The organism is Gordonia sp. SCSIO 19800 (genome assembly GCF_018132775.1).
Classification (GTDB): Bacteria; Actinomycetota; Actinomycetes; order Mycobacteriales; family Mycobacteriaceae; genus Gordonia; species Gordonia hongkongensis.
Genome location: NZ_JAGRQM010000002.1, coordinates 212,718 through 224,419, shown reverse-complemented (window position 1 = coordinate 224,419; position 11,702 = coordinate 212,718). Strand labels below are relative to the sequence as shown.

At 67.4% G+C, this 11,702-nt stretch carries 14 protein-coding genes; 8 read left to right on the top strand and 6 right to left on the bottom strand.

The genetic code is table 11. The features are described from left to right. Positions 1-16 precede the first annotated feature (16 nt). From sigK to KB201_RS03320, 3 genes are all read left to right on the top strand, one after another. Positions 17-625 carry an ECF RNA polymerase sigma factor SigK gene (gene sigK / locus KB201_RS03330; RefSeq protein ID WP_058252002.1) on the top strand — a complete coding sequence of 203 codons (609 nt, stop codon included), beginning with the start codon at positions 17-19 and terminating at the stop codon, positions 623-625. A gap of 7 nt (positions 626-632) precedes the next feature. After that, complete coding sequence (locus tag KB201_RS03325; RefSeq protein ID WP_211538346.1) at positions 633-1,577, top strand: anti-sigma factor; 945 nt, start codon at positions 633-635, stop codon at positions 1,575-1,577. A gap of 144 nt (positions 1,578-1,721) precedes the next feature. After that, positions 1,722-2,771 (top strand): alpha/beta hydrolase, encoded by a 1,050-nt coding sequence (locus tag KB201_RS03320; protein ID WP_374193877.1) that lies wholly within the window; start codon positions 1,722-1,724, stop codon positions 2,769-2,771. Positions 2,772-2,796: 25 nt separating this feature from the next. On the opposite strand, the gene KB201_RS03315 is transcribed toward KB201_RS03320, so the two are convergent. Together KB201_RS03315 and KB201_RS03310 are read right to left on the bottom strand one after the other, a co-directional pair. After that, positions 2,797-3,147, bottom strand: coding sequence for a response regulator transcription factor (locus KB201_RS03315; protein WP_374100826.1), 351 nt, complete (start codon positions 3,145-3,147; stop codon positions 2,797-2,799). Between the two features lie 135 nt (positions 3,148-3,282). Continuing rightward, on the bottom strand, positions 3,283-3,957 hold the full coding sequence (locus KB201_RS03310; protein ID WP_065631886.1) for a LuxR C-terminal-related transcriptional regulator: 675 nt from the start codon (positions 3,955-3,957) through the stop codon (positions 3,283-3,285). 379 nt (positions 3,958-4,336) lie between these two features. Here KB201_RS03310 and KB201_RS03305 point away from each other — a divergent pair, with 379 nt between their 5' ends. Together KB201_RS03305 and KB201_RS03300 are read left to right on the top strand one after the other, a co-directional pair. Then, positions 4,337-5,092, top strand: coding sequence for an acetoacetate decarboxylase family protein (locus tag KB201_RS03305; protein WP_058252004.1), 756 nt, complete (start codon positions 4,337-4,339; stop codon positions 5,090-5,092). A gap of 56 nt (positions 5,093-5,148) precedes the next feature. Next, positions 5,149-6,165, top strand: coding sequence for a pirin family protein (locus tag KB201_RS03300; protein WP_211538345.1), 1,017 nt, complete (start codon positions 5,149-5,151; stop codon positions 6,163-6,165). Positions 6,166-6,172: 7 nt separating this feature from the next. Here KB201_RS03300 and KB201_RS03295 read toward each other — a convergent pair whose 3' ends face one another. Both KB201_RS03295 and KB201_RS03290 read right to left on the bottom strand, forming a co-directional pair. Beyond that, complete coding sequence (locus KB201_RS03295) at positions 6,173-6,841, bottom strand: CE1759 family FMN reductase (RefSeq protein ID WP_211538344.1); 669 nt, start codon at positions 6,839-6,841, stop codon at positions 6,173-6,175. Further along, positions 6,838-7,938 carry an LLM class flavin-dependent oxidoreductase gene (locus KB201_RS03290; RefSeq protein WP_211538343.1) on the bottom strand — a complete coding sequence of 367 codons (1,101 nt, stop codon included), beginning with the start codon at positions 7,936-7,938 and terminating at the stop codon, positions 6,838-6,840. The genes KB201_RS03295 and KB201_RS03290 overlap by 4 nt, the downstream gene beginning before the upstream one ends. A 132-nt stretch (positions 7,939-8,070) precedes the next feature. Between KB201_RS03290 and KB201_RS03285 the strand changes: the two genes are divergently transcribed. The 3 genes from KB201_RS03285 (at position 8,071) to KB201_RS03275 (ending at position 10,663) form a co-directional block, all read left to right on the top strand. Next, positions 8,071-8,604 (top strand): DUF4878 domain-containing protein, encoded by a 534-nt coding sequence (locus tag KB201_RS03285; protein ID WP_006360231.1) that lies wholly within the window; start codon positions 8,071-8,073, stop codon positions 8,602-8,604. An 80-nt stretch (positions 8,605-8,684) separates the two neighbouring features. Further along, positions 8,685-9,320: a DUF4190 domain-containing protein gene (locus KB201_RS03280; RefSeq protein ID WP_211538342.1), complete on the top strand. Its 636-nt coding sequence runs from the start codon at positions 8,685-8,687 to the stop codon at positions 9,318-9,320. 368 nt (positions 9,321-9,688) lie between these two features. Further along, positions 9,689-10,663, top strand: a complete 975-nt coding sequence (locus KB201_RS03275) for an alpha/beta hydrolase family protein (protein ID WP_211538341.1) — start codon at positions 9,689-9,691, stop codon at positions 10,661-10,663. 139 nt (positions 10,664-10,802) lie between these two features. On the opposite strand, the gene KB201_RS03270 is transcribed toward KB201_RS03275, so the two are convergent. Together KB201_RS03270 and KB201_RS03265 are read right to left on the bottom strand one after the other, a co-directional pair. After that, positions 10,803-11,027 carry an MbtH family protein gene (locus KB201_RS03270; protein WP_211538340.1) on the bottom strand — a complete coding sequence of 75 codons (225 nt, stop codon included), beginning with the start codon at positions 11,025-11,027 and terminating at the stop codon, positions 10,803-10,805. Positions 11,028-11,192: 165 nt separating this feature from the next. Further along, positions 11,193-11,510, bottom strand: coding sequence for a hypothetical protein (locus tag KB201_RS03265; RefSeq protein ID WP_211538339.1), 318 nt, complete (start codon positions 11,508-11,510; stop codon positions 11,193-11,195). Positions 11,511-11,702: the final 192 nt, after the last annotated feature.

Below are 11,702 nucleotides of genomic sequence, written 5' to 3'. Positions count from 1 at the left end.
TCGTTACCGTGGAACCGTGACACCGGACGATGGCAGCGCGGCCACCGACGCGCACCACGGACGCGGGGGCGAAGCACAGATGCTGCGGGAGTTGCTGGCCGCAGCCGCGACAGGCGATCGGACCGCGTTCTCCACGCTGTACGACCGCACGAGTTCACGGATCTACGGACTCGCGTTCCGCGTCGTGCGGGACCGTCAGTACGCGGAGGAGATCGTCCAGGAGGCGTACCTGCAGTACTGGCAGAAGGCCGGCGAGTACCAGCCCGGGCGCGGTTCGGTCATCACATGGATGATGACCATCGCCCACCGGCGGGCCGTCGACCGCGTCCGATCCGAGGAGCTGCAGCAACAGCGCATGTCGCAGTACGGCGCGGTCTCGGTGGAGACACCGCGGAACATACCGCTCGAGGTCGTTGTGCAGACCGACGAGGCGCGTACGCTACGAACATGTCTCGGCACGCTCACGGAACTGCAACGGAGCTGCATCGAGATGTCGTATTTCGGGGGCCTGACCTATCCCGAGGTCGCCCGGCACACCGATACCCCCTTGCCCACCATCAAATCTCGGATTCGAGATGGCCTGCGTCGGTTGAGAACCTGCCTGAGGACGCACGAGGACGCCTGATCCCACAATGACCACATCCGATACGACCGGGGACCGCGGGGCCACCTGGCTCGACGACCACGTCGAATTGTTCGCCGTCGGCGCGCTGACCCCCGACGAGACCAGACGCGTCGAGTCAGAACTCGCCGCACTTCCACCCCACGAGCGGGCGGAACACGACGCCCAGATCGCCGACATCCAGGCGGCCATGGCGGGTTTCGCGACGACCTATGCGCTCGACGCACCGCCCGAACTCCGGGACCGGGTGCTGCAGCACGTCTTCGAGGGTGCGGCGCTGACCCCGGAGGCCTACGTACCCTCGGGCATCGATCCGGGCCCGCAGAACCCGGCCGCCGCGGTCGATCCCGTCCCGCCGGTCGCACCCGCGGGAACGGGCCGATCCGGCGAGAGCGACCTCACGCCGCCGCCGCCGCCGGTCGAATTGCGGCCCCGCGACTCGCGCCACGGACAGCATCGATCGGGTGGAACCGCGCGGCGCCCGGCACGCGCAACGGCGATCCTGGCGGCCGCGGCGGTGACCGTGGCCGTGGCGCTGGGGGCAGGCGTGCTCATCGGTCGCACCACCGCCCCCGAGTCGTCCACCTCGTCGACGGCGCTCAGCGACTCCCAGCGTGAGGTGCTCGGGGTACTCACGGCCGCGGACGCGTCCGTGAGCGTCGCGCCATTGGCCGACGACCGGGGCACCATCGCGGTGGTGACGTCCGAATCGGCCGACCAGGCGGTCGCGCTCCTGCGGGACCTGCGCACGCCCATCCCGGCCGACAGCACGTATCAGTTGTGGCTGGTGGGCGGTGCACCGCAGCCGGTGCCGGCCGGGCTGATCCCCGGAGACGACACCGCCCCGGTGGTGGTGGACGACGTGCGCGGGTCGAGCGTGCTCGCGGTCACCATCGAACCGGCCGGCGGTTCGCCGCAGCCGACGACACCGATCCTCGCCCAGGTCGCCCTCTAGGCCGGCGAGAATTCGATCCTTCGGGTGACAGCCCTGGCGATCTCCGCTCGTATCGTTCTTCTGTGTGCGGGCGATCCATAGACTGTGGGGCCGGCACGTCGGCGCGTCCGATCCGACGGGATCTCGAGAACGAGTAGGTGCGATGTGAACGGAATCGGTCGTCGGGAACAGCGGCAGCGACATCTCGGCGGGTGGCGAGTCCTCGCCGGGTTGCTGACGGTGGGTGCGGTCATCGCGGGCCTCGCGACCGCTCCCGGGGCGCCGGCGGCCGCCACCCCGTCGTCCCCCGACGGTTCCCGCGTCGTCGACTCCTACACCGATGACCCGCAGCAGGTGACGCTGCTCGTCCACTCCGCCTCGATGAACCGCACGGTCCCGGTCACGGTGCTCACGCCACGGGATCGGACCCGGCCGGCACCCACCCTGTACCTACTCAACGGCGCCGGTGGCGGGGAGGACTCCGCGACCTGGGACGCACGGACCACCTACAAGCGGTACTTCGCCGACCGGCACGCCTACGTCGTCACCCCGATCGGTGGCGCCTACTCGTACTACACCGACTGGCAGCGCGACGATCCCGCTCTCGGGCGCAACAAATGGCAGACCTTCCTCACGAAAGAACTGCCGCCCCTCGTCAGCGACGAATTCGACACCACCGGCGTCAACGCGATCGCGGGGATCTCGATGGCGGGGACATCGGTGCTCAACCTCGCCATCGCCGCCCCCGGGTTGTACCGATCCGTCGCCGCCTTCAGCGGGTGCGCTCGGACCAGCGACCCGGCCGGCCAGCAGTACATCCGATTGGTCGTCGAGGACCGCGGTCAGGCAGACATGACCAACATGTGGGGCCCGCTCGACGGTCCCGGCTGGCGAGCCAACGATCCGTACCTGAACGCGGCGAAACTGCGCGGCAGCAAGGTCTACATGACGACCGGGACGGGAGCACCGGGTGTCCACGAGCAGCTGACCGACCCGAGTATCGCGGGCGACGGTTTCACGCTGGCGAACCAGGCGATCGTGGGCGGCGGGATCGAGGTCGCCATCGACATCTGCACGCGCCAGATGGTCGAGCGTATGCGTGCGCTCGACCTCCCGGTCCAGGTGAACTTCCGCCCGACCGGCACCCACTCATGGGGTTACTGGCAGGACGACCTGTACCAGACCTGGCCGCGTATCGAACGCGACCTGCGCTGAGCGCTCAGTATTCGAGGGCCAGGCCTCACCACTGGTCGAGACCGGTGTAACCGTCCTGGAGTGCTCGCGCGAAAAGGTGGGTTTTCGTCGGCGCACTTCGCCCGACCGCGGTGTACTTCGCCCGGATGCGCGCAAGGTGCGTGCTCACCGTGGACGCCGAGATGAAGAGTCGTGCGGCGGCATCTTCTTTGGACTCGGCGGCTAGCCAGGCGAGCAGAACCTCGACCTCCCGGTCCGACAGACTCGGACGTGTCACTGCCGCTGAGCGCTCGACGGGAACCAGGTAATCAACCGGCTTGGAACGTTGCCGTGGCACGACTCCGTGCCGCGGTGCGGCCGCCGTCCTGGCTCGGAAGATATCTGAAGTGACCGTCATTGTTCCCATCCCCTGTTCAGACCGGCGCTATCTCGTGTGTCCCCGACGCCCCAAATCAATCTGTTCCAACGTTAAGACGGCGTAGTAACTGTCGGTAGACCCAGAAATGGGGACTCGACTCCCGCTGCCATGCCGTCAGCCATGTTTCGTTCGCCCCCAGGCCCCGTCAGGTGTTGACCGTCCCTCGTGCCGGTACCGCTGCGGCACCGGGAGCCATCCGTCTTCGACGGCACGCTTGAAGAGATCCACCTTGGTGCGCGTCGGCCGCCCGGCGTCCGCATATTTCTGGCGAATTCGCTTGAGGTACTCGTTGACCGTCTCCGCGGAGACCCCGAGAGCAGCCCCGACTCGGGCCGACGTCTCGCCGGACGCGTACAGCGCCAACACTTTCTGCAACTGAGGCGACAGGTCGACAGTCGCCAGTTCGGGGTCGCCGTCTATGGCGGCAGCCCATTCTGTGGTGAGGACCGCCCGGCCGTCGGCGGCCGCCCGGATGGCGTCGATGATGACCGACTCGTCCGCCGACTTGAGCACCACGCCGAGCGCTCCGGCGCGCGCCGCCGATCTCAACAGCGCCGGATGCTCTCCAGAGGTGTACACGACGGTGGCCACTCCGGCCGCCGACAATGCGTTGACGTTCTCGCGAGGCGTGGTTCCGTCGTCGAGACGGAGGTCCAGCAGGACCACGTCGAGCTGCATGACACTGAGCACGCCGGCAACCGTCGTCGCCGAGCAGACCAACGAGATGTCCGAAACTGGGTCCAACACTCGTTCGATTCCCCAGATCGGGGACCGATGGTCGTCGACCATTCCAACCCGGATCGCTGCATGACCCTCCGACGAATCCTCGTCGATCAAGGTCGTCTGCTCGTCGTTCACCAACACCCCCACGAGGCACATGCGAGACTCTCAGCCTTTACTCAGCTTCACGTTACTGAAACCTCGACCAAAGCTACGTGCCGAGTCGGACATATCACCCGTCGGAGCGCGAAACTGCATCAACTGGTCCCGATCTGACAGCTGGCGTGTCCACATTCTTGGGGACACCACCCGGATGGGTCCCGCCGGGAGCGAAGGCATGCAAGACTAGAACATGTTCTAAAAAGGGTGATCGTGCCGGCGCCAGCCGGCGACAAACCGACCAGCCCCCCCCCGACCAGACCCGACCCGACACGCAGGAGCAGAACAGGTGAGCGCACCTTCGACGCACGATGTACTCGGCACCCCGGTGACCATGCCGGTCGAGATCCGGCACGCACGGTGCTTCGTCGCCGGTTTCACCGCCGACACCCGGGCCGTGGCACGGGCCATCGACGCCGAATCGGCACAGCCCGGGACGCTTCGCCCGTTGCGCATCCGACCGGGTCGCACCATGTGCATGCTCGTGTTCGTCGACTACGTCGACGGCGACCTCGGACCGTACAACGAGTTCGGCGTGTGCTTCCTCGTCGAGGATCCGACCACCCCACCCGCCTCACCGATCCGGGCATTGCGCTCCCTGCTGAAGGGGGACGCGCGTGCGCTGGTGCACCGGCTCCCCGTCGACGGCGACTTCACCCTGGCCGCCGGGCGCGGCATCTGGGGATTCCCGAAGACACTCGCCGAGTTCGAGGTCGATCACTCCTCCGCCACCAGACGCGGCCGCCTCGTGTCCGACGGCGCACTCGTCGCCGACCTGAGTGTGAAGCCGGGGCTCAAGGTCCCGGACTCCACCGCCGACACCGTGTTGCACGCCTATTCGCAGCTGGACGGGATCACGCGGATGACACCGTGGCGGCTCACCTCGACCACCGGGACCCGCACCCGCATCGGCGGCGCGCGCCTGACCCTCGGCGACCACCCCATCGCCGACGAACTCCGATCCCTGCAGTTGGGGCGGCACGCCCTGATGTCGAGCTCGGTCGATCGGATCACGATGCGTTTCGAGAACCCCACGCTGGTCTGACCGCGATCTCCGCCGGGTTCGCGGACGTCCGTGCCGCGGTCGCGGACAATGGTTCCATGAGCAATCTCGAGACGGACCCGGTCGAGGTCGAGTGCCATGCCGATGCCGGCGTCGCCGCAGGTTCGGGCCTCCTCCACATGGACGTCCTGACCGCGCGCGACGTACCGCTCGGCGGCCCACGCGCGATGACGGTGCACCGGACCCTCCCGCAGCGGTCACGTTCGCTGATCGGAGCCTGGTGCTTCATCGACCACTACGGCCCCGATGACGTCGCGAGCAGCGGCGGGATGGACGTGCCACCACACCCGCACACCGGACTCCAGACGGTCAGCTGGCTGTTCACCGGCGAGGTCGAGCACCGCGACACGATGGGCAACCACGCGATGGTCCGCCCCGGCGAGATCAACCTCATGACCGCCGGGCACGGCATCGCGCACACCGAGGTCTCGACACTCGACACCACCACCCTGCACGGGGTGCAGCTGTGGGTCGCGTTGCCGGCCGAGAACGCCGACACCGCACGCGACTTCGCACACCACCGGCCCGATGCTCTCGACCTCGGCGGGGTCACCGCCAGGGTCTTTCTCGGCGAACTGTTCGGCACCCGCTCGCCGGTGCACACGTTCACGCCGCTGACCGGCGCCCAGCTCGACTTCGCACCCGGCGCCGCCATCGACATCGACGTCGACCCCGAACACGAACACGGCGTTCTCGTCGACACCGGCACCGTCGAGGTCGCCGGCGCCGACGCCGCACCGCTGGCCCGCACCGAGCTGGGCTACATCGGCTTGGGCGCAAAGCGGATCACGCTCACCAACGTCGCCGAGACCGACGCCCGGGTGATCTTCCTCGGCGGCGCACCGCTGGCGGAGGACATCGTCATGTGGTGGAACTTCATCGGGCGCACACACGACGACATCGTCGGCTTCCGGGACCAGTGGGAGGCGCGCAGCGAACGCTTCGGGCAGGTGCAGGGTTACGTCGGTTCGACGCAGCACCTGCCCGCGCCGCCGCTGCCGCACTCACGGCTGCGCGCCCGGGCCAACACCCCGGGGCGCGCCGCCCCCGAGTGAGAACGCGTCACGCCGTTCCGAGTAACCTCGCGAAGTTCGCGATCCCCGCGGCCTCGACCGCCTGCTGCCTGCCGTCGGCCACGGCCGCGCGCGGCGGTTCCCCGTCGGCGGCATTCCCCGGCCCCGTGCCACCCCTCGGTCCGAGGAGCGAGACGAGTTCGGCTGCGGCACGGCCGATCCGGTCGTTCAACGATGCGGTGTCCCCACCGGCGCCCGCCCAGTCCGCCGACGCGGCGTAGACGCCGGTCGGCAGGACGACGGCACGTAGGTAGGCGAACAACGGTCGCAGCGCGTGGTCGAGCACCATCGAGTGGCGCTGGCTGCCGCCGGTCGCCCCGATCAGCACCGGTTTGCCCGACATGGCGTCGATGTCGACGAGATCGAAGAACATCTTGAACAGTCCGCTGTACGACGCGTTGAAGATCGGGGTCGCCACGATCAGGGCATCGGCCCCCTCGACCGCGTCGAGTGCCGCGCGTGCCCGGCCCGAGGCGAAGCCGACCGTCATCGCCTGTCCCAGGTCGGCGGCGAGGTCACGCAGGTCGACGATCTCGACGTCCGCGCGGCCCGCCCCGAGTCCTTCGGTGACGGCGGCGACCATCCGGTCGACGAGCAGTCGCGTCGACGACGGTTCGGAGAGACCGGCGTTCACCGCGACGATCCGCAGGGCGGTCACGAGGACACCTCCACATCCTGATCGGCTTCCTGGCGGGCGGCGACGAGCGAGGCGTGCGTCGGCGCGTCGGGAACGTCGTCGGGACGTCCCTCCGCGAACCCGGCGCGCAGGTCCGGTAGCACCTCGCCCAGCAGGTCGAGCTGCTCCAGCACGGTCTTGAGCGGCAGTCCCGCATGATCGACGAGGAACAGCTGACGCTGGTAGTCGCCGAAGGTCTCCCGGAAGGTCAGCGTCTTGTCGACGAACTCGGCCGGGCTGCCGACGGTCAGCGGCGTCTGCGAGGTGAAGTCCTCGAGCGACGGACCGTGTCCGTACACCGGCGCGTTGTCGAAGTACGGGCGGAACTCGCGCACCGCGTCCTGCGACTTCGGCCGGATGAAGAACTGTCCGCCGAGCCCGACAACGGCCTGGTGGGCCTTGCCGTGGCCGTAGTGCTCGTACCGTTCGCGGTAGAAGTTGATCAGCCGCTGGAAGTGCTCGTTGGGCCAGAAGATGTTGTTCGCGAAGAACCCGTCCCCGTAGTAGGCCGCCTGCTCGGCGATCTCGGGACTGCGGATCGAACCGTGCCAGACGAACGGTGCCACGCCGTCGAGCGGGCGCGGCGTCGAGGTGAAGGACGTCAGCGGGGTCCGGAACTGTCCTTCCCAATCCACCACATGCTCGGTCCACAACCTATGCAGGAGGTGGTAGTTCTCGATCGCCAGCGGGATCCCCTGGCGGATGTCCTGGCCGAACCACGGATAGACCGGACCGGTGTTGCCGCGCCCGAGCATCAGGTCGACACGCCCGTCCGCCAGATGCTGCAGCATCGCGAAGTCCTCGGCGATCTTGACCGGGTCGTTGGTCGTGATCAGCGTGGTCGCGGTACTCAGTTGCAGGCGCTCGGTCTGGGCCGCGATGTAGGCCAGGGTCGTGGTGGGCGACGACGAGAAGAAGGGCTCGTTGTGGTGCTCACCGAGCGCGAACACGTCGAGCCCGATGTCCTCGGCCTTCTTGGCGATCTGCACGATCGCCTTGATCCGCTCGTGTTCTGTGGGCGTCGTGCCCGTGGTCGGGTCGGTGGTGATGTCACTGACGCTGAAGAGTCCGAACTGCATGTCGCGCCTCCTTGTGATGGTTACATCGAGCATAACCGGACCGCGGTCCGATTAATTCCGGTGGCCGGTGAGTTAGTGTTGGCTCACTGCGGAGAAGCGCCGCGGATAGACAACTGCATCGAGGAGAGTCGCATGAAGATCCGGAAGTCCGTCGCTGCCGTCACCCTCGCCGGGGCCGCTTTGTTCGTCGCCACCGGTTGTTCGGAGTCCACCGACACCGTCGACGAGGCGACGAGCGCGGTGTCCACCGCCGTCGAGTCCGCGGCGAGCCAGGTCGAGACCGCCGCCAGCGACGCGGTCGACGAGGTCACCGGGCTCAGCAATGACGACGCACAGGAAACCCTGCGCCAGGCCATCGACCCGAACACTTCCTCCGAGGAGCTCGACCAGGTCATCGACGTCACCAACCCGGCCACCAAACCGGCCGCGATGGCTTTCGCCAAGGGCGCCTCCGCCGCGGGATACACCCCCGACGCGTTCTCCGTGAAGGAGGTCACCGAGGACGGCGACAAGGCCACCGCGACCGTCGCGGTGAAGAGCCCGCATTCCTCGACGCCGGTTGACATCCAGCTCGGCTTCGTCAAGGTCGACGGCGACTGGAAGCTCAGTGGTGACGCCATTCAGCAGCTGATCAGCATGGGCAGCGGCCAGCAAGAGGGCAACTAGACCCACGGCGTACGTCGCCTCCTCGCCTACACTCGGACGGGTGCGGTTCCGACCCGGAGCCGGGCGGCGAGGAGGTGTACGTGCGTACCGATCAACCCACCCAACCGTTCGCTCCGCCGGTGACCCAGCGGCACGCGCGGTGGCCGCTCGTCAACGATCTCGACGACACCGAGTTGCCGGCTGCGGCCGAACCGACCGGCACGCGGGTCGACCTGCACGTTGCGGTACCCGCGTCGCCGAAGCTGCCGACCAAGGTCGAGCCCGCGGCAGAATCGTCACCGCGGATGGTGACGCGCGACGCGGGCCGGCTGCCGGCACGAGAGCATGCCGCACTACCACCGGTGGGCGACTTCTGGGACCTGGAGAACGCCGGACGGGCACCCCTTGCCGCTATGCCGCTGCCCGCGCGGACCTTTCCGGTGCGCTCGGCACCGTACCTGACCCGGCCCGTCGGCTGCCGTTCCGTCGCACCGGCAGCCTCGCTGGCGCTGACCACCGGGCTGATCTCCATACCCCTGACCCTCCTGCTGGGGCTGGGCGCGATCCTCGGACTGATCGCCGTCGTCGCCGGCGCGGTCGGCGTCAGGCAGGTTCGACGCGCCCCCGCGGAGCGCAAGGGCACCGGTCGCGCGATCACGGGCATCGTGACCGGCGCCGGGAGCGTGATCGTCGGCGGCCCGATCCTGTTGCTCGTCGTTCTCATCTCCTCCCTCTGAGACACACGACCGCCACGACGACAGGTCGGCCGCTCGCCGGGACGTCGCGTCGCACCGCGTTCGAGTCGAGTTGCACGACAAATCCACGCTAGATGTGTGACTGCACAAGCGCAGGTCGAGCACATCCAGGTAGCGGTCCGTACACTCCAGCGTGACTGCGCCCCTCGGCGTCTGCGGTGCATCTGCGCCGTGGTGAGCACGAATCCCCGGCGTTTACGGGGGTGCAGTCGTATCGAGCCACGAGGGGTCTGGCGACGCGTACTCCACGCTCTTCGCGGTATCTCGCATGTGTGATCCAGGTCGGCTGTTCCTTCGGATGAGTGAGAAGCGGAGGTTTGGAGAAAATCAGACAAAGTGCTGTCGGAGCCATGGCGCTACTGGCACTGGCCATTTCGTGCGTGGCTGCCCCGGTGTACGCCGAGGCCGCGCCCATCGGGAGCTCCTCGGTCGTCTCCCGGGTGGTCGATGTCGATGACCCCCGGCAGACCAAGCTGCATGTGTACTCGGCATCGATGAAGCGCGCCATCACGGTCTCGGTGCGCACGCCACGAGACACCTCGAGTCCCAGCCCTACGCTCTATCTCCTGAACGGCGCAGCCGGCGAGGACTCACCGACCTCGCGCGCCCGCGCCGCGTACAACGCGTACTTCGCCGACCGCAAGGTCTTCGTCGTCACACCTCTCGAGGGCGAGCATTCGTACTACACCGACTGGATCCACACGGACCCGAAACTCGGCGTCGCCAAGTGGCAGACGTTCCTCACGAAGGAACTCCCGCCGCTCATCGACGACGAGTTCGACACCACCGGTAACAACGCTGCTGCCGGGATATCGATGTCGGGGACGTCCGTGTTCAATCTCGCGATCGCTGCGCCGGGGTTGTATCGGGCCATCGGCGCCTACAGCGGCTGTGCACGTACCAGCGACCCGTTGGGCCAACGTTATGTCCGGATCGTCGTCGAGGGTCGGGGCGGTGCCGATGCGCGAAACATGTGGGGTCCGTTCGACCGTGCCGGATGGCGGGCGAACGATCCGTATCTGAACGCACACAAGCTGGGGAACACAAAGGTGTACATGACGACCGGCACCGGACGCCCCGGCGCCCATGATCGGCTCGACGACGAATTGATCAACGGCAACGCGATCCGTCTCGGAGACCAAGCGGTGATCGGTGGGGTGGTCGAGGCCGCGGTGGACACCTGCACCAGGCAGATGGCCCAACGCCTCCGCGAGCTGGGCGTCCCCACCACCACGATCCTTCGACCGACCGGAACCCATTCGTGGGGTTACTGGCAGGACGATGTGCGCAGGACCTGGCCCATGATCGAGCGCGACCTGCAGTGACTTTCCATCGTGCAGTTCCGGCCGAGATGGTGACGGTGACGTCGTTGGCCGGGTTGGCGAGTGACGCGGGACCCACAGCCGAATGAGGCCCGTGTCCGCATGCGGACACGGGCCTCATTCGGCTGTATTCGGTGCCGGACTAACCGGTCGCTTGATCCTCTTCCATCGCCTTGATCAGGCTGGCGGGACGCAGATCGGTCCAGTTCTCGTTCACGTAGTCGATGGCGTCCTGTCTGCTACCAGGGCCGAAGACCTGCTTCCACCCCGCCGGCACGTCGGCGAAAGTGGGCCACAGTGAGTGCTGGTTCTCGTCGTTGACCAGCACGTAGAACTCGCCGTTCTCGTCATCGAATGGGTTGGTCATCGTCGGCTGCTTTTCTCCGTAGGGTCAGGGTCAGTGATGCTACCCGCATTCACCGCTGGTTCACACTAGCGTGGCACCTACGAGCGGCGCCAATCACACGCGACCACCCATCCGGACGAGCTACACCGTCCCCCGGTGCGGATCGGTCACCGAGCAGACAGATGCTCAGCCCGCGATTCTCAGACGCGGCATATCATGCAGACCGGCTCCGGACCCAACCTCCACGTGGCGACCCAGCCACGCTATCGCGTCACCGACGACGCGTAGATCCTCTACGGGCGTGGCAGTCCTCAGGTCATACGGCAGCAACGACATCAGGGCCGTGTACAGCACGGCGGACGAATCCGCCTGTGCGCCGAATTCCGACAACCGCTCTGCCAACACGCCGTAGGTCACCGGATGGCCGGCGAGACGGACGGCAACCATTCGCGGCGTGGTGTAACCGCGGTGGTCGATGTCGGCGAGTAAGTCATTCATGTCCATGCCCGATCTTTCTCCCCCCTACGAGCAACGTCATTCATTCGGATGACGTTGGGTAGATACTCCCCTATGAGTGGCCTTTCGGGAAGTGCTGGCCGCGAAGTTGTTTGTAAACAACGTGTGCCGGTCCTCACGTTGAACATCCAGGGCCGTGTCGGCCCGGTGCGCGCCCGCGGCTCCGTGACCCACCGTGCG

Excerpts from the sequence above, each read along its gene's own strand:
- KB201_RS03265 (WP_211538339.1), bottom strand. The coding sequence starts at position 11,510 with ATGGACATGAATGACTTACTCGCCGACATCGACCACCGCGGTTACACC.
- KB201_RS03325 (WP_211538346.1), top strand. The coding sequence starts at position 633 with ATGACCACATCCGATACGACCGGGGACCGCGGGGCCACCTGGCTCGAC.
- KB201_RS03310 (WP_065631886.1), bottom strand. The coding sequence starts at position 3,957 with ATGGTCGACGACCATCGGTCCCCGATCTGGGGAATCGAACGAGTGTTG.
- KB201_RS03315 (WP_374100826.1), bottom strand. The coding sequence starts at position 3,147 with ATGACGGTCACTTCAGATATCTTCCGAGCCAGGACGGCGGCCGCACCG.
- KB201_RS03300 (WP_211538345.1), top strand. The coding sequence starts at position 5,149 with ATGAGCAATCTCGAGACGGACCCGGTCGAGGTCGAGTGCCATGCCGAT.
- KB201_RS03290 (WP_211538343.1), bottom strand. The coding sequence starts at position 7,938 with ATGCAGTTCGGACTCTTCAGCGTCAGTGACATCACCACCGACCCGACC.
- KB201_RS03275 (WP_211538341.1), top strand. The coding sequence starts at position 9,689 with ATGGCGCTACTGGCACTGGCCATTTCGTGCGTGGCTGCCCCGGTGTAC.
- KB201_RS03270 (WP_211538340.1), bottom strand. The coding sequence starts at position 11,027 with ATGACCAACCCATTCGATGACGAGAACGGCGAGTTCTACGTGCTGGTC.
- KB201_RS03285 (WP_006360231.1), top strand. The coding sequence starts at position 8,071 with ATGAAGATCCGGAAGTCCGTCGCTGCCGTCACCCTCGCCGGGGCCGCT.